At 31.4% G+C, this 16851-nt stretch carries 16 protein-coding genes, 1 riboswitch and 1 other annotated feature; of the genes, 4 read left to right on the forward strand and 12 right to left on the reverse strand.

The annotated features are described in order from the left end of the window. Window positions 1-73 precede the first annotated feature (73 nt). The 3 genes from recG to ACK2WN_RS00845 all read right to left on the reverse strand — a co-directional run bounded on the left by recG (window position 74) and on the right by ACK2WN_RS00845 (window position 4238). Window positions 74-2140 carry an ATP-dependent DNA helicase RecG gene (gene recG, locus ACK2WN_RS00835; protein WP_416154547.1) on the reverse strand — a complete coding sequence of 689 codons (2067 nt, stop codon included), beginning with the start codon at window positions 2138-2140 and terminating at the stop codon, window positions 74-76. 102 nt (window positions 2141-2242) lie between these two features. Beyond that, window positions 2243-3877: a DAK2 domain-containing protein gene (locus tag ACK2WN_RS00840; RefSeq protein ID WP_329999814.1), complete on the reverse strand. Its 1635-nt coding sequence runs from the start codon at window positions 3875-3877 to the stop codon at window positions 2243-2245. A gap of 10 nt (window positions 3878-3887) precedes the next feature. Continuing rightward, entirely contained in the window at window positions 3888-4238 is a 351-nt protein-coding gene (locus tag ACK2WN_RS00845) for an Asp23/Gls24 family envelope stress response protein (protein WP_329999812.1), read from the reverse strand. Window positions 4239-4622: 384 nt separating this feature from the next. Here ACK2WN_RS00845 and rpmB point away from each other — a divergent pair, with 384 nt between their 5' ends. Continuing rightward, window positions 4623-4811: a 50S ribosomal protein L28 gene (rpmB, locus tag ACK2WN_RS00850; RefSeq protein ID WP_006440038.1), complete on the forward strand. Its 189-nt coding sequence runs from the start codon at window positions 4623-4625 to the stop codon at window positions 4809-4811. Between the two features lie 258 nt (window positions 4812-5069). Here rpmB and pyrR read toward each other — a convergent pair whose 3' ends face one another. The 5 genes from pyrR to ACK2WN_RS00875 form a co-directional block, all read right to left on the reverse strand. Beyond that, window positions 5070-5603 (reverse strand): bifunctional pyr operon transcriptional regulator/uracil phosphoribosyltransferase PyrR, encoded by a 534-nt coding sequence (gene pyrR, locus ACK2WN_RS00855; RefSeq protein WP_118548249.1) that lies wholly within the window; start codon window positions 5601-5603, stop codon window positions 5070-5072. Between the two features lie 63 nt (window positions 5604-5666). Continuing rightward, window positions 5667-6623 (reverse strand): RluA family pseudouridine synthase, encoded by a 957-nt coding sequence (locus ACK2WN_RS00860; protein WP_416154548.1) that lies wholly within the window; start codon window positions 6621-6623, stop codon window positions 5667-5669. Between the two features lie 29 nt (window positions 6624-6652). Then, window positions 6653-7105 carry a signal peptidase II gene (gene lspA / locus ACK2WN_RS00865; protein WP_300527879.1) on the reverse strand — a complete coding sequence of 151 codons (453 nt, stop codon included), beginning with the start codon at window positions 7103-7105 and terminating at the stop codon, window positions 6653-6655. Window positions 7106-7513: 408 nt separating this feature from the next. Next, on the reverse strand, window positions 7514-8515 hold the full coding sequence (gene trpS, locus ACK2WN_RS00870; RefSeq protein ID WP_201416114.1) for a tryptophan--tRNA ligase: 1002 nt from the start codon (window positions 8513-8515) through the stop codon (window positions 7514-7516). A 48-nt stretch (window positions 8516-8563) separates the two neighbouring features. Continuing rightward, window positions 8564-9262 carry a 5'-methylthioadenosine/adenosylhomocysteine nucleosidase gene (locus ACK2WN_RS00875; protein WP_416154549.1) on the reverse strand — a complete coding sequence of 233 codons (699 nt, stop codon included), beginning with the start codon at window positions 9260-9262 and terminating at the stop codon, window positions 8564-8566. A gap of 54 nt (window positions 9263-9316) precedes the next feature. Beyond that, window positions 9317-9526: a binding site (T-box leader), on the reverse strand. A gap of 184 nt (window positions 9527-9710) precedes the next feature. Here ACK2WN_RS00875 and ACK2WN_RS00880 point away from each other — a divergent pair. After that, window positions 9711-10037, forward strand: a complete 327-nt coding sequence (locus ACK2WN_RS00880) for a putative heavy metal-binding protein (RefSeq protein WP_300527888.1) — start codon at window positions 9711-9713, stop codon at window positions 10035-10037. Between the two features lie 321 nt (window positions 10038-10358). Here the strand turns inward: ACK2WN_RS00880 and ACK2WN_RS00885 are convergent, their stop codons facing one another. Next, window positions 10359-11009, reverse strand: coding sequence for an ECF transporter S component (locus ACK2WN_RS00885; protein ID WP_300527890.1), 651 nt, complete (start codon window positions 11007-11009; stop codon window positions 10359-10361). Between the two features lie 168 nt (window positions 11010-11177). Then, window positions 11178-11321, reverse strand: a riboswitch (FMN riboswitch). A 152-nt stretch (window positions 11322-11473) separates the two neighbouring features. Here ACK2WN_RS00885 and ACK2WN_RS00890 point away from each other — a divergent pair. Further along, entirely contained in the window at window positions 11474-11689 is a 216-nt protein-coding gene (locus tag ACK2WN_RS00890; protein WP_006440030.1) for a heavy-metal-associated domain-containing protein, read from the forward strand. Window positions 11690-11792: 103 nt separating this feature from the next. Here ACK2WN_RS00890 and ACK2WN_RS00895 read toward each other — a convergent pair whose 3' ends face one another. From ACK2WN_RS00895 to ACK2WN_RS00905, 3 genes are all read right to left on the reverse strand, one after another. Further along, window positions 11793-12437, reverse strand: coding sequence for a cyclase family protein (locus ACK2WN_RS00895; RefSeq protein ID WP_416154550.1), 645 nt, complete (start codon window positions 12435-12437; stop codon window positions 11793-11795). 155 nt (window positions 12438-12592) lie between these two features. Continuing rightward, the gene (locus ACK2WN_RS00900) at window positions 12593-15001 is read right to left on the reverse strand and encodes a histidine kinase dimerization/phospho-acceptor domain-containing protein (RefSeq protein WP_416154551.1); all 2409 of its coding nucleotides are present in this window, start codon (window positions 14999-15001) and stop codon (window positions 12593-12595) included. Next, complete coding sequence (locus ACK2WN_RS00905) at window positions 14976-15695, reverse strand: response regulator transcription factor (RefSeq protein ID WP_329998458.1); 720 nt, start codon at window positions 15693-15695, stop codon at window positions 14976-14978. The genes ACK2WN_RS00900 and ACK2WN_RS00905 overlap by 26 nt, the downstream gene beginning before the upstream one ends. A gap of 310 nt (window positions 15696-16005) precedes the next feature. On the opposite strand from ACK2WN_RS00905, the gene ACK2WN_RS00910 reads away from it, so the two are divergent. Continuing rightward, the gene (locus tag ACK2WN_RS00910; RefSeq protein ID WP_300531051.1) at window positions 16006-16836 is read left to right on the forward strand and encodes a histidinol-phosphatase HisJ family protein; all 831 of its coding nucleotides are present in this window, start codon (window positions 16006-16008) and stop codon (window positions 16834-16836) included. Window positions 16837-16851 lie beyond the last annotated feature (15 nt).

Genomic DNA, 16851 nt, shown 5'->3' on the forward strand with positions numbered 1-16851 from the left:
TTTTTCTCCTTTCAATTCAAATTATCATATCTATTATTATATCATATAGTAACTACTATTGTATTGATATAAATTAATTCATAGTTATATCTTTTTCTATTTTATCTTTAAATTTAGATTCTATTTCTCTTTTCAATCCTCTATATTCTTTAAAATCTAAAGTAGGATCTTCTCCAATTATAATTCTAGCCTCTTGCTGCACAGTCTTTAGTATTTTCATATGCTTAAATAAATTTGCAACTTTAAGCTCCGGAACACCGTGCTGCATAGTTCCAAAGAATTCTCCAGGACCTCTTATCTCTAAGTCCTTCTCAGAAATTTTAAATCCATCGTTAGTTTCTTCCATTATGTTCATTCTTTTTCTACAAACTTCACTATTTGATCCATAGATTAAAACACAATAAGATTGATGTTTTCCTCTACCAACACGCCCTCTAAGCTGATGTAACTGCGCAAGTCCAAATCTCTCTGCGTTTTCTATAATCATAAGAGTTGAGTTTGGCACATTTACCCCAACCTCTATAACCGTCGTTGACACAAGGATATCTAATTCGTGGTTTTTAAATGCTGTCATAATAGTATCTTTTTCAGATGGTTTCATCTTTCCATGAAGTAGCCCAACTCTTAAATCCGGGAAGAAATCTCTTTTTATTTCTTCAGCAGTTTCTGTAGCAGAAGTTATATCTAAAGTTTCACTTTCCTCCACAAGTGGACAGACTATATAAACCTGTCGTCCCTTGTCTACCTCTCTTCGCACAAGTGAGTTGTACACCTTACCTCTTTTTTTCTTTTCGACAGCTATTGTTTCTATAGGCTGTCTTCCTGGTGGAAGCTCGTCTATTATAGAAATATCCAAATCTCCATAAAGTATTAGCGCAAGAGTTCTCGGAATTGGAGTGGCTGTCATAACAAGTATATCTGGACTTTCACCCTTAGAAGATAATTTTCCTCTCTGTCTAACCCCAAAACGATGCTGCTCATCTGTTATAACAAGTCCAATATTTTTAAACTCAACATTATCTTCAATAAGTGCGTGAGTCCCTATAAGAATATCTATCTCTCCATCTTTAGCCCTCTGTAATATACCTTCCTTTTGTTTTTTAGTAACACTTCCTGTTAATAGCTCTACATTTATTCCAATATCTTCAAATGTTTCTGTAAACGACTCATAATGCTGCTGTGCAAGTATCTCAGTTGGAGCCATAAGCGCACCTTGATATCCATTAAACACACACTCAGCAAGTGCTAGAAGTGCGACAACCGTCTTACCACTTCCGACATCTCCCTGTACAAGTCTATTCATAACTTTTTCTGAGCACATATCGTCAATTATTTCATTTAAAGCTCTATTCTGCGCTCTTGTAAGGCTAAATGGCAATGACTTAAGCACCTCATCTAATCTCTGATTTCTTTTGAATAATATACCTTTTTCATCGCTACTTCCACCCTTGTACATAAACAGTCCAAGCTGTAGTACCAATAATTCTTCAAAAATTAATCTGTATAGAGCAATTTTTAAAGACTCTTTATCTTTTGGAAAATGAATATTTTTAATTGCATATTCTATTCCACACAATCTATATTTCTTTAAAATATATTCCGGCATATATTCTGGTATTTTTATATCCTTACTTTCAAATACCATCCTAACCGTATTCATAATATCTTTATTTGTAACACCATAGCTAAGTGGATAAACTGGCACTAACTTTTCTATATTTTTAGGTGATGCGGATAAGTATTCTAGTTCACACGAATTAAGCTCTACAAATCTACCATTTTTCTTTACCTTTCCAAATGCTAGTATACTATCTCCTACTCTAAAAGTATTTTTTATATACTCCCTATTGAAAAAAGTAAGCTTTGCAAATCCTGTATCGTCTTTTACATCTATTCTAGTTATAGTCATCCCTTTTTTAGGTGTATAGCTCTCTATATTTGTTATCAGCGCCTTTACAGTCACTTTTTCTTCATCTTCAAGCTGAGCAATTTTTTTGATTATACTTCTATCTTCAAACTGTCTTGGAAAATAATAAAGTAGATCTTTTATCGTATAAATTCCAAGTTTATTCAATTTTTCTGCTTTTTTAGGACCTATTCCCTTAACATACTGTATGCTCTCATTTATTACTCCGAACAAATTTATCACCTGCCTAAATTTTTATTCTTCTTAGAGCAAAATAAATCAAAAAAAATCCTGTACAACATATATCTCAGTCATACAGGATTGATTTACTTATTTTTATTCAACTGATATTAGGTAGTAGTAAAGAGGCTGTCCACCGTAGTAAAGTTCTACATCTATGTCCTCGAATTTTTCTTCTAATTCTCCTCTTAACTCCTCAGCCTGTTCTTCTGTAACATCTTCACCGTAGAATAATGTTATTATAGCTGAATCTTCATCAACTAATTTTTCTACTAGTTTCTTTGCTACTTCATCAACTTCGTCACCAGCTGCAATCATTTCTTTTTCAGCAATACCGATTATATTACCTTCTCTTATTTCTATTCCATTCATTACAGTATCTCTAACTGCAAAAGTAACCTGTCCTGATTTTACATAGCTTAATGCTTCTACCATGTTAGCTTCATTTTCTTCAGCTGTAGCTTCTGGATTAAATCCTACAAGTGCACTTACAGCCTGTGGAATATTTTTAGTAGGTATTACTATTATATTTTTATCGCTAAGTTCTTTAGCCTGGTTAGCTGCCATTATTATATTGCTGTTATTTGGTAATATGAATATATTTTTAGCATGTATTTTATCTATTGCTTTCATGAAATCTTCAGTACTTGGGTTCATAGTCTGCCCACCTTCGATTACATGGTCAACACCAAAATCTTTAAATATGCTAGCTAATCCATCACCCATAGAAGTAGATATGAATGCAAATTCTTTTTCTTCTACTGGTTCTTCGTATTCAGCGTTTTCTGCAACACCTTCAAGTATATTTTCATGCTGCATTCTCATATTTTCTATTTTTATTGTTAATAACTGTCCGTATTTTAATGCTTCCTGAAGTACGTTACCTGGTTCGTTAGTATGAACGTGTACTTTTATAACACCTTCATCTCCAACTACTGCTAAACTATCTCCATATCCTAGCATTATATCTCTTATTCCAGCATCGTCTATTTTATCTGATTCTAATATAAATTCAGTACAGTATCCGAATTTTATATCTTCTGTAGATGTAGTATCTGCTGATGATAGAGATACATTTTTAAGTTCTGCTTTTTCTGCTGTTGCTGGAACTACTGCTTTTCCAACTATTGCAAGATAGAACCCTTCTAATATAAGTGTTAACCCTTTACCACCTGAGTCTACAACCCCAGCGTCTTTAAGGTTTTTAAGTAGGTTAGGAGTATTTTCTAATGATACATTAGCTTCTCTAACTACTTTTCCTAAGAATTTTTCAATATTATTTTCTCTCTTAGCTAATTTAACCGCATATTCAGCAGTTTCTCTTATAACTGTTAGTATAGTACCTTCTACTGGTTTTATAACAGCTTTGTAAGCAGTATCTGAACCACCTTTTAAAGCTTTTGCTAAATCCACAGTTGAAAGTTTTTCTTTACCTTCAACAGATTTTCCTATACCTCTGATTATCTGTGATAATATAACCCCAGAGTTACCTCTAGCACCCATTAAAGATCCTTTTGATAACGCCTTTGCTATTTTAGTTATATCGTCTTCTCCTACTTTTTCTAATTCCTTCATTGCATAAGATATAGTAAGTGACATATTTGTACCAGTATCTCCATCTGGAACTGGGAATACATTTAGTTTATCTACTAAATCTTTACTATTCTGAAGATTATTAGCACCCGAAACAAACATTTCTCTGAATGCTTTGGCTTTTATATATTCGGTCATTTTTTTCCTCCTATTTTACTCTTATACCCTGTACATTTATATCTATTTTAGTTACTTTAACTCCGATTAATTTTTCGACTGTGTATTTTATTTTATCTATTATATTGTTAGCAACTGTAGATATATTAATTCCATACTGCATTATTACGAAAAGTTCTATTTCGACAGAATTATCTTCAGTTTCTTCTACTTTTACACCTTTTGTCGCATTTTCACCCTTTAAAAGTTCAACTATTCCTTTAGTTCTTGATGCAAGTCCAACTAGCCCATAACTTTCCATAGCTGCTCTATATGCAACCTGTGCTATTACATGCTTATCTATTTCTATACATCCGTATTCATTTATTATTTTTGCGGTCATGGTTCTGAACCCCCTCTTAAAAGTTTTTTGCCAATTTAATTTTATCCTCGGCAATAAATACATAAAGTATCTATTTTCTAGTCGATATAAACAATATGATACTATAATCTGGTTATAATTTAAACCTATATAGCATATAATAATCTAACTTTAACAATAATATCAAGTCTTTTTATCAAATAAACTTTTTTATTTTTACAAATTAGAAAACTTTTTGTTTACATTATCAGCATTTATATATATAATTTTATATGATAAATAGATATTCTTCAATATCTTCAAAAGAAATATATTTTTTTCTTGCAAAACTTTGTTGTTTATGATATTATAAATATGTTTTTAGTCTTTAAATAGTTATTTATTTTTTAAGGAGGTGCACGGTAAATGTCAAGAGTATGTAGCGTATGTGGTAAAGGTAAACATTCAGGAAACACAGTATCACACTCAAATAAACACAACAAAAGAACTTGGTCTGCAAACTTAAGAACTGTTAGAGTTGTAGAGAACGGAACTCCAAAAAGAGTTAAAGTTTGTACAAGATGCCTACGTTCTGGAAAAGTTGAAAGAGCTTAATTAAAATTTTGTTCGTGAGATCAAAGGTCTACCAAAAAGGGTAGACCTTTTTTTATTGCTTAATATATGGAAAAGAGTGAAGAAATATGTCATTTCCTTACACGCACGTCGAAGCCTGGAGAGAAGTTTGTCTATGCCTTCAATCCCCGAGAGATATTAACCTATAAATTTTGATTTAACCACTCTAATTAAGAAAGAGATTTATAGTAGATTAGGCAAAAAAATAGCTGTTGCAAATTATTGCAACAACTACATTTTTTATTCATTGATTGTTACTGAGTCTTCTCCATCAATTTCTGATAGTTTTACAGATATAAATTCATTTTTTGATGTCGGTACGTTTTTTCCTACGTAATCAGCTCTTATTGGTAGTTCTCTGTGTCCTCTGTCAACAAGTACAGCAAGCTGTATTGCTTTAGGTCTACCATTATCTATTATATAGTCTAACGCTGCTCTTACAGTTCTTCCTGTGTAAAGAACATCATCTATAAGTACAACAGTTTTTTTGTCTATGTCAAAAGAAGTATTGTCGTCGCTTAAGTTTCCTTCTACTCTTCTTTCGCTTATATCATCTCTATATCTACTTATATCTATATCGCCAACTGGTAGCAATTTACCTTCTATTTCTTCTATTTTTAGCTGAACTCTCTTAGCTAGAGGAATTCCTCTAGTCTTTACTCCAACAAGAACAAGGTCTTCTATCCCCTTATTTTTTTCTATTATTTCATGACTTATTCTAGTTATAGCCCTCGCCATAGCTTTTTCATCCATTAACTGAGCCTTTTCTATCATATCAAACTCTCCATTCCGAAAATATTTAATCAAATAATCTTACTTAAATATTAATTTCTTATATTATTTTCTTAATTTCTCCAACAGCTTCTGGAAATAATCCGGTAGCTCTGAATCAAATTCTATGTATTCCTTTGTCGTAGGATGTATAAATCCTAATTTTTTAGCATGAAGTGCCTGACCATTTAATTTTATCTTTGAATTTTTAGGTCCGTACACTGGATCCCCTACAAGTGGATGATTAATAGACATCGCATGTACTCTTATCTGATGAGTTCTTCCCGTTTCAAGCCTAGCTCTGACGTGCGTATATCCATTAAATCTTTCAATCACCTCAAAATGAGTCACAGCTCTTTTTCCATTTGGAACGATAGCCATCTTTAATCTATCTTTAGGATTTCTCCCTATTGGTCTATCAACTGTAACATTATCTTCTTTAAATACACCGTGGCAGATAAATTCATACTCTCTCGTTATAGAGTGATCCTTTAGCTGCTCAGCAAGACAATTATGTGCATTGTTGTTTTTTGCAATCATAAGTATCCCAGAAGTGTCTTTATCAATTCTATGTACTATCCCCGGTCTTATAACACCATTTATAGAAGAAAGATTTCCTTTACAATGATATAAAATAGCGTTAACCAAAGTACCCTCGTAGTTTCCAGGCGCAGGATGAACTACCATCCCCTGAGGTTTATTTACTATTATAATATCATCATCCTCATATACAATTTCTATTGGTATATCCTGTGGTACAACCTCCAAAACCTTAGGCTTTGGAATTTCTATCACAATCTTATCTTCCTCTTTTACAAGATATTTAGCTTTTTCAATTTTTCCGTTTACAGTTACCTTTTTATCTTTTATTATCTTCTGAATATAGCTCCTAGACATATCGACGAACTGGTCCGCAAGATAAATATCTAGTCTATCCCCTTCCTCGTCTTCTTCTACTAAAAATTCTCTTATCTCCTCGCAGCTAACATCAGATAATTTTTCTTCATTTATATTATCTAACATCTTACCTCCTATTAAACACAGTTTCTAATTTACTCCTTCGAATCCGAATACTTCCATATATAGAAGCACAGCAATATTGTTCCACATACAACAAGAATATCGGCAAAATTAAAAACATACTGCCAAATTATTCTAAAATCAAAATAATCCACAACAAATCCCAGTCTAAGTCTGTCTATTAAATTACCTATCGCCCCAGAAACAATCATTATAATAGACGCTTTCCCAATTATGTTTATTTTTTCCTTATTCTTATGTAGCCAATAAAGTCCGATTACTGTAGCAAGTCCAGCTATTATCACAAATATAATCTGGTTATTCTGAAGCATTCCAAATGCTGCTCCTCTATTTTCTACATAAGTTAGATGAAACACACCATCTATAACAGGTATACTTCCTTTTTCTTTAAGTACATTTAAAACTCCGTACTTTATCGCCTGGTCAATACCTATCAAAATGGCAATTATTACTTCATATATCAAAAAACCACCCCTATTTTTAGTTATTATACTTTCATACATAGTTATACATATTCTATTATATCACAATAGCATATTACTTTATTATTTGTTTTTTATATTTGACATTGATTTTTTTATAACATTTTCTTGATAATTTCTTGACACTTTTATAATTAAATTGTATAATTTATTTATAGATTGAAAATAACAGATTAACCTAAATATAATATAAATTGTTAATCTTTGATTCTACTTTCCCCAAAAGTAGTAATAACCTTACCCTTTTGATGAGCTTCGATGGCTCATTTTTTTTACGCAAATTTACTTCCTACAAAAACTATGTACAAAAATAAGGACTTGATTCAGTTAAAAATTTTAATCGAAAACAAGTCCTCTTTTTACTATTAAAATATTAAATTCGTCAATCTATTAATATTTTCTTTCTAAGAAACCAACTTTTTTGTATACTTTTCTAAGAGTTTTTCTAGCTTTTGCTTCAGCTTTTTTAGCTCCTTCACAGTATATTTTTTCAAGATATTCTTTATCTTCTAATAGAGATAAGTATTTCTGTCTCATAGGTTCTAATACGCTTATTATAACTTCAGCAGTATCTGCTTTGAATTCTCCGTATCCTTTACCTTCGTACATCTTAACTATCTCATCTATTGATTTTCCTGATAATGCTGAGTATATATCAAGAAGATTTTTTATACCTGGCTGTTCTGGTGAATATCTTACCACACCTTCAGAGTCAGTCACGCATTTTTTAATTTTTCTTCTTATTGTATCTGGATCATCTTCAAGAAGTATAAATCCATTTACATTTTCATCAGATTTACTCATTTTTTTAGTAGGATCCTGTAAGCTCATTACTCTTGCTGCTTCTTTTGGATAATATCCTTCTGGTATTTTGAATGTATCTGAATATCTATTGTTAAATCTATTTGCTAAATCTCTAGCTAATTCAAGGTGCTGTTTCTGGTCATCACCAACAGGTACTAAATCTGTCTGGTAAAGAAGTATATCAGCTGCCATTAAAACAGGATATGTAAATAAACCTGCATTTAAGTTAGCTTCAGATTTCCGCGCTTTATCCTTGAACTGAGTCATTCTGTTTAACTCACCCATGTATGTCATTGTATTTAATACCCACATTAATTCAAGATGTTCTTTAACATGTGACTGTATAAATATAATATTTTTTTCTGGATCTAGTCCACAAGCTATATACTGAGCTAATAATTTTTTAGCATTTTCTCTAAGAACTTTTGGCTCCTGAGGAACTGTTATAGCGTGTAAATCTACAACACTAAATAAACATTCGTATTCGTCCTGAAGTTTTGTCCAGTTTTTTATTGCTCCTAGATAGTTACCTAATGTCATTTTTCCTGATGGCTGAGCACCACTAAATATTACCTTTTTTTCGCTCATCGTAATCCCTCTTTCTATTTTAGACTTATATATTTTCAAATTTTAAAATTATACTGTTTCAAGCATATCCATAACTATATTTGCTGAAGTAATAGCAGCTTTTTTAGAGAATTCTTCAAAAGTAACATCTGCACTTCCGTCCGCTTTATCAGACATAGCTCTTATTATAACGTATGGAGTTTTGTTTAAGTAGCAAACATGAGCCATTGCAGCTCCTTCCATTTCACAGCAGAATCCACCGAAGTCGTTTACTAATTCGTTTTTAGTTTCCATATCTGCAACGAATAAATCTCCAGTAGCTATTCTACCTTTCATAACATTGTGTCCTTTATTTTCTTTAACTGCTGCATCAAAAGCTGCATTTATTAATCTTTCATCAGCTTTAAATTCTGAGCAATCCATTCTTGGTATAGTACCTTTTGGATCACCAAATGCTGATGCATCCATATCGTATTCTATTGCATCTGTTGAAATTACTATATCATTTACGTCTAATTCGTCATTTAATGCACCTGCAACACCTATATTAACAAGAGCTTCTGCACCAAATTCGCTTATTAATATCTGAGTACACATAGCAGAATTTACTTTCCCAACTCCACATTTAACAACTATTACGTCTTTTCCTCTTAATTTTCCAACGTAGAACTCAAGTCCTGCTTTATCTACTTTTTCTTCTAATTCTATTTTTTCAAGAAGTAATGCTACTTCTTCTTCCATTGCACCTATTATTCCTATCTTGTTCATAATATCCTCCTAAAATTAATTTTTCCAATAAAAAAACGCCCTCGTGTTAAAAAACACTAGGACGATATTACCGCGGTACCACCTAAATTATACACTTATCGTGTATCTCTCAAACTGCGTAACGTGCAGTGACGGTTCGGCTACTATAATTCACCTATCTCCTCGTGGACCCATTCACCGAATCTATTTATGCTGCAATCTCAGCTACTTGCAACTCTCTGTATCAAACTCAACTCGACTACTCTCTCCAGTCTTAGGATTTACAATTTAAAATTTTCTATATTTTTATCATACAAGCAATCTTTTTTTATGTCAAGAAAATAAATTTAAATTTTATCTAAATTTCCAAAGGAATTTTCTTCTTTCCATAGAATATATAAATAAACCAAAATTAATATAATTTGGTTAAAATCAAAATAAATTTTACCTATAAAAGGGGGACAAGATTATGATAGTAACTACAACACCATCAGTAGAGGGATACAAAATAGTTGAGTATAAAGGAATAACTTACGGAGAAGTTGTTTCAGGGGTTAACTTCTTCAAAGACTTTGCAGCTGGATTATCTAATATATTCGGTGGAAGATCAAATTCTTACGAAGACGAATTAAAAAATGCCAGAGAAAAAGCTCTTGAAGAATTAGAAGGAAGAGCAGCTGCAAAAGGTGCAAATGCAGTTGTTGGAGTTGACACAGACTATGAAGTACTAGGTGCTGACAATGGAATGCTAATGGTAACAGTATCTGGAACAGCAGTAGTAATAGAGAGAATATAAGAGAAAGGGCAAGAGTGTAACTGCTCCTTGCTCCAGGCTTCATCTTATATACTTACTTACAGGTTAAGCTAAAAACAAATTTAAACTTAATAAAATTTAATTATACAGAAAAAGGTTGTTACAAAATTTGTAGCAACCTTTTTTGTAAACTATTTACATTCTTCATAAGTTTTTCGTTGGAATAATTTATTGTATAAAAGAAGAGGGTTATAGCAAAAACTACGACAATCTACAGACGCCATGCAACATATAAATGTGTTACATATATGGGCATGGCGTCGAAGCCTGGAGTGTTTTTGCTATACCCTCTTCTTTGCTATATTATATTATTCCTTTCATTGCTAGTACTAGCATTACACATGTTACTATTACTAATACCGCTACAGCCATTACACCTGGATGTACTATCATTTTTGGTGCATCTTTAGCTTCTGATTTTAACACTGTTCTTCTAAGTGCTGATACTATTGGTTTATATATTAATAAAATTATTGCTGAGTCTATTCCACCTTTTATTAAGTTGAATGGCATTATCGCTGGAACTAAAAGTTTTACAACTTCTGCTCTTGGAATTCCCATATATATTGGTGTTACTAAGTAGTTCCATAACATCATAACAACTGTAAGAAGTACTGTACCACTTACTAAACCTATTATAGAACCTCTTAAAGTTCTATCTTTTTTGTATATAAAAGCTGCAGTACAAGAAAACGCACAAATAGAAATTATATTCATTACAAGTCCTATTATTCCATCTTCACTTATAGTTAAAAATTCGATAAACGCTGTTACTACTGCTACCATCAATGACATGAACGGTCCCCAAATAAATCCACCTATTGTTATAATTACGTTCTTTGGATCATACTCTAAGAATAATACCATTGGTATTCTTATGAATAATACCGCTGCAAATGCCAGTGCACTAAGCATTGCCACCCTTGTCATTGTTTTTGTCTTGCTTTCCATCATCTTTCATCACTCCTAAAATTTAAAATAAAAAACACCTGATAGACTAAGTGTCTTTCAGGTGTTGTAACTCTCTATTATAAAAATATCTTTTGATTATTAGTATGTAAAATATAACCTAAATAGGATTTATTTTGCACAATAAAAAATCTAACTAATAGATAATTATTAACACATCTTCTCTCATCCAGACTATACTGTCGGTTTTGGAATTTCACCAAATCCTGAATTGAACTTATGCCAATTCCTGCGTTTAAAAAAACGCTCGCGGACTATACCGCCGGTCGGGAATCTCACCCTGCCCTGAAGACATCTTAACTAATTCAGTTGTCTATTATTAAATTAACACAAATAAAAAATAAAATCAATACCATATTGACTTTATTGACTAACAAACATATAATCAAATTATAGTGATTTATACCCCTACTAGGTATATTAAGTATTAAAACTTGGAGGATAAATATATGAAAAAAATAATAAAAATAGATGGCATGGGATGCCAGCACTGTGTAAATAGAATAACTGAAGCACTTTCTGCTATAGATGGTGTAGAAGTATTAGAAGTTAGCTTAGAAGACAAATCTGCAACTGTTGACGTAGAAGAATCAATAACTGATGAAATTTTAATGGAAGCTATAGATGAAGAAGGATTTGAACCTATAGAATGTTTCTTAGCATAATCTATTAATTATAAAATCTAACATAGTTCACCAATTTAAATTAATCATAAATAAAAAGAGCTTTTTCTCCATACAAGATTAAGCTCTTTTTTTATTTATATATTTACTCAAACCAAGCAACCGCCCTAACTGGTGCACCATCGCTATTTTCTACTTTTAACGGACAACAACTAAAATTAAAAATTTTATCTCCACAAAGTTCAAGATTTTTTAGATTTTCAATATTTACAATATCCTTATCTTTAAACAACTTCTTATGTCTTGTAAGTTTTTCATCTGAAACAGGATCTATCCCTATCGTATCAAATCCAATTCCTTTATAATTTCCATTAAGCACATAATCTAAAACTTCATCGTTCACACATGGATAATCTCCAAAATATTTATCAGTTCCCCAATATTTATCCCAACCAGTGTTGAACAATAAAAAATCAACTTTCTCAGCTTTTTTACCGTATTTCAAAATACAGTCTAATGTAATATCCTCGCCTTCATTTAAATCTCTACAATCTATCACAAGTCCTTTTCCTATAAACTGGTTCGCAGGAAACTCGTCTAAAGTCGTTCTATCTGGATATATATGTGCTGGTGGATCCATGTGAGTCCCTACATGAGAATATATACTAATAGAAGTTTCCCTAAAACCATCTTTTTCATAATTACTTGTGTTAATTAACTTTGGCATTTCTGTACCTGGAAAAACTGTCATTTCTTCTTTTATTGTATAAGTTAAATCTATTGCTTTCATACTCTTCACCTCTTAATACTCTAGCTTGATTATCATTTTAATTATATCATATACAAAATTTTTAATTATATAATAAAAAGTAGGATGAACAAATTATCTCTCAAAGCTCATCACTTATTCGATAATCGCCATCCTACTTTTCTAAAACAACTTATTTAATTTTTACTTTCCTGCTTACTTTCTTCTTTCTTTAAATTTCTCTCATTCTTAAAAGTAAGCACTACCTTAAATAAATCTCCATCTGAGCTTACCTTCATCTTACCGTCCTGAAGCTCTGTGAAGCTCTTAGCTATTGCAAGCCCAAGTCCACTTCCCTCAGTATTTCTCGATTTATCCCCTCTAACAAATCTTTCTGTTAGATTTTCAACATCTCCGTTTAATTCCTCTGCAGAAATATTTTTAAACTCTATCTCTGTATTTTCTGCATCTCTCTTAACATTTATGTATACTCTAGTGTATGGCATTGAGTATTTCGAGATATTAGATATTAAGTTAGAGAATATGCGGAAAGTTCTCATACTATCTAATTCTAGTATCACCTTTTCTTCTGGGAAATTACCCTTAACTTCTAAATGGGCTGCATTCAATTTATCCTCAAGTTCTACTAAAGTCTGTTTTATTAAAGATACAACATCTACCTTCATAGGATTCATTTTAACATTTCCACTTGTAGCCTTACTTACTTCAAATAAGTCTTCAATAAGAAATTTTAATCTATTTGATTTTTTATCTATAGTATCAAGATATTTCTGTCTTTCTTCTTCTGTTATTCCCTCTTTTTTAAGAAGGTCAACATAAGTTATTATTGAAGTAAGTGGAGTTTTTAAATCGTGTGAAACATTAGTTATAAGCTCAGTTTTCATCTTCTGGCTCTTAACTTCTTCACTAACTGCTGCACTGAAACCTTTTTCTATATTTTCTAGGTTTTCTTTTATTGGATTGAATACTCCTAAATCTTCTTCCGGAACTGATCCAAAATCGCCATTTGCTATATCTTTAGTTATTGTTTCTAGTTTATTGTAGTCTTCTAATACTTTGCCAAATTTTTTCTTTATTAAAATGTAAAGTATTACAGAGTATATAGCTCCTGTGATTATACCAAATCCCCAAATTGCAGAACAGATTGCTATTGCTAGGAAGTTTACTCCTAATGCTGCCAATATGAATTTTTCATATCCGTCTTTTAAATCTAAGTTGTTCATCCAATTAAAGAATATTTTAACTTTTGAAATCATCCATTTTACTACTCTTATTGCTATACAAGAGTTGAATATTACTCTTCTATCTCCTTTAGCAATCATATCTCTTAGATATATACCGCCCATTAAGAATAGTGCAAATAATATCATCCAGTATCCAATATTTCCTATTACTACTCCCCACGAAGCTGTTGTCGCTGATATAGGAAGCATCTGCATAAGTAGATTTTCTAATGAATCTGATGTGCTAATATCTATAAGCTGTAATGGGTTTATAGCTACAAATGCTGAAGCTATTAAAGATACAAGTATCACTATTACTTCTATAGGCACTTTTATCACGCTACCCATTGCAAATACATCATTTCTTATTGAATTTGGTAGTAGGAATCCTACTAAAGCGTATACACACATTATTAAAACAGCTACCATAGTCATCTGTCCTAATGTATGCATCTTATCTCCTGATAGAAGATGGTAAATTCCATTGTAGTTATTTATACTTGAATTATATGGAGCATTAACTATTTGAGTTGCTCCTTCTTTTGTTAATCCTATTGTAAATGTTGCATTTTTTATAGGAGGCAATTTATATTTTAAAGATCCATCTGTATATTTTTTATATAAATTTGCACTTCTTACATTCCAGCTTTGTACTGTGTTGTCCATAACAGTCTGGCATTTATCTGCATCTATCCCATGAAGTGCTTTAAAGCTATAATTTCCATCTTTATCAAAGTCTAAAACCATGTAGAATAAATATTTTCTATTTATTTCATCCATTCTTTCTTTAACCTGATACTCTTCCATTCCTGAACCTAGTTGAGCTAAAGATTTATTTTTGATAAATTCTAAGTCGTTTTTTTCGTTTCCGATTGTCTTTTTATTTTCTTTATTGAATACGTTGTACTTTACAGGTTTGTTAGCTGCATTTAGAGCTATTTCAGCGTAATCCATATCATTTTCGAACGCTTCATTAAAATCCTCTTTAATAGCTTCTTTATTCAGTATTACATCTCCATTTTCATTTATTGCATCTGTCAATTCTTCTGGAGTACCTAAATCTATATCTGCATTTTCAAGAGCATTTTTTATTGCATCTTCTGTTAAGAAGACATCTGAAGGGTTTGCTTTATTCTCAGTTGCATTCTTCAAATCCCAATACATTGGATAAATCTGACCTAAGAAGTAGTCTGCTCCTGTTTCACTATTTAAAACCTGTTCTTCTACTGTAAATTTATCCGATATATTTCTATACGTCGTCAACATTCCCAATGAGGAAATTAACAACACTATAAGTACTACTATATTGGCTAATATTTTCTTTGATTTATCATCTCTAGATTTTTTCAATTTTGTATCCAACTCCCCACACCACCTTTAAGTATCTTGGATTTTTCGGATCCAATTCTATTTTTTCTCTTATATTTCTTACATGTACCATTACGGTATCTGTGTTTATCGCAGCCTCATTCCAAACTCTTTCATAAATTTCTTCCGCTGGAAATACTCTGCCAGGATTTTTTATAAGCAATCCTAAAATCTTAAATTCTATTGGAGTCAGTCTTACTGGATTTCCGTCAACAGAAACCTCTTTTGTATCGTCGTTTAATTCAAGCCCTCCTATTGTATATATGTTCTCATTCACAGCTTCAATTTCTGCTTTACTCGCTTTTTGAATGTTCATATATTTTGTGTATCTTCTTAGCTGAGAATTTACTCTAGCTAAAAGTTCAAGAGGTTTGAAAGGTTTTGTAACGTAATCGTCTGCCCCTATGTTTAGTCCCATTATCTTATCTACTTCTTCAGATTTTGCTGAAAGCATTATTATCGGGAAATTGTGATTTTCTCTAGCTTTCATAGTGAATGTTATCCCGTCCATTACTGGCATCATTATATCCACGATTGCTAAATGTATTTCTTCATTTTCTAAAACCTTAAGGCCTTCCATTCCGTTGAAAGCCTTAAAAACATTGTATCCCTGATTTAATAAATATATTTCAACAGCCTCTGCTATTTCTTTTTCATCTTCAACTACTAATATGTTATATGCGTTCATAATTTTTCTCCTTTGTCGTATGATTTCTACTCTTTAATTATACAACAGTATGCAGTTATTAGATGAAATTTTATTATTACTATAATTTTTATTAATATAAATAGATAATGGCTTTTTTAATTTTTTCTTTTCAGTCCTTTCCATCTCTCAAACTTCCTTTCTCTCTTTTGTTAATTATATTGTATTGAATAATTTTAAAGATAGACTTTGTATAATTTTAAAGAATTTCTTAAGAGTTTCTATATATTGAATTTAGTTTTGTCGGTGATATAATTAAAAGTATAACTACAGAAAAAAAGGGGGCGTTTTTATGTTTTGCGATTACCATACTCATACAATATTTAGCGACGATTCAAATTATCCAATGGAGGAATGTGTAAAAGACGCAATTTCTCTTGGAATTAAAGAAATTTGTTTCACAGACCATGTAGATTACGGTGTTAAATACGATTTAAAAGATTTAAAACCAGAAGAAGTTGAGGGGAAGGTTTTAAATGTCGATTTTGAAAAATATTTTCCAGAGATAGAAAGAGTTAAAGAGCTTTATAAAGACAAGATATCTATAAAAACTGGGCTTGAATTTGGTGTTCAAAAGCACACAATTCCACAATATGAGGAGTTATTAAAAAAATATCCTTTTGATTTTATCATAATGTCTGTTCACGAAATAGACAATAAAGAACTTTGGGATCATAGTTTCCAGAACGGAAAAACTGAGGCGGAATATTATAGACTATACTTTGAAAATATATACTATCTTGTTCAGAATTTCCATAACTACTCTGTTTTAGGTCATTTAGATTTATTAAAAAGATACGACGAAAAAGATGGATACAACCCATTTGTAGAGAATAAAGAGATTATAACTAAGATTTTAAAATACGTTATAGCTGATGGAAAAGGTATAGAATTGAATACTTCTACTAAAAAATATCACTTAGACGACTTAATGCCATCAAAAGATATACTAAAACTATACTTAGAACTAGGTGGAGAAATCTTGACTATCGGCAGCGATTCTCACTGCAAAAAAGACCTAACAAACTCACACATAGAAGAATTAAAACAAGAACTTAGAGATATAGGTTTTAAGAAATTCTGCACATTCGAAAAAATGAAACCTATATTCCACGAATTATAAAATTTTCTAGGCTAA

This window comes from Peptacetobacter sp. AB800 (genome assembly GCF_047807365.1).
Lineage (GTDB): Bacteria > Bacillota > Clostridia > Peptostreptococcales > Peptostreptococcaceae > Peptacetobacter.

Coding starts and splice junctions, on each gene's coding strand:
- ACK2WN_RS00840 (WP_329999814.1), bottom strand. CDS start 3,877: ATGACCGAATATATAAAAGCCAAAGCATTCAGAGAAATGTTTGTTTCG.
- ACK2WN_RS00845 (WP_329999812.1), bottom strand. CDS start 4,238: ATGACCGCAAAAATAATAAATGAATACGGATGTATAGAAATAGATAAG.
- rpmB (WP_006440038.1), top strand. CDS start 4,623: ATGTCAAGAGTATGTAGCGTATGTGGTAAAGGTAAACATTCAGGAAAC.
- pyrR (WP_118548249.1), bottom strand. CDS start 5,603: ATGATAGAAAAGGCTCAGTTAATGGATGAAAAAGCTATGGCGAGGGCT.
- ACK2WN_RS00860 (WP_416154548.1), bottom strand. CDS start 6,623: ATGTTAGATAATATAAATGAAGAAAAATTATCTGATGTTAGCTGCGAG.
- trpS (WP_201416114.1), bottom strand. CDS start 8,515: ATGAGCGAAAAAAAGGTAATATTTAGTGGTGCTCAGCCATCAGGAAAA.
- ACK2WN_RS00875 (WP_416154549.1), bottom strand. CDS start 9,262: ATGAACAAGATAGGAATAATAGGTGCAATGGAAGAAGAAGTAGCATTA.
- ACK2WN_RS00880 (WP_300527888.1), top strand. CDS start 9,711: ATGATAGTAACTACAACACCATCAGTAGAGGGATACAAAATAGTTGAG.
- ACK2WN_RS00885 (WP_300527890.1), bottom strand. CDS start 11,009: ATGATGGAAAGCAAGACAAAAACAATGACAAGGGTGGCAATGCTTAGT.
- ACK2WN_RS00890 (WP_006440030.1), top strand. CDS start 11,474: ATGAAAAAAATAATAAAAATAGATGGCATGGGATGCCAGCACTGTGTA.
- ACK2WN_RS00895 (WP_416154550.1), bottom strand. CDS start 12,437: ATGAAAGCAATAGATTTAACTTATACAATAAAAGAAGAAATGACAGTT.
- ACK2WN_RS00905 (WP_329998458.1), bottom strand. CDS start 15,695: ATGAACGCATATAACATATTAGTAGTTGAAGATGAAAAAGAAATAGCA.
- ACK2WN_RS00910 (WP_300531051.1), top strand. CDS start 16,006: ATGTTTTGCGATTACCATACTCATACAATATTTAGCGACGATTCAAAT.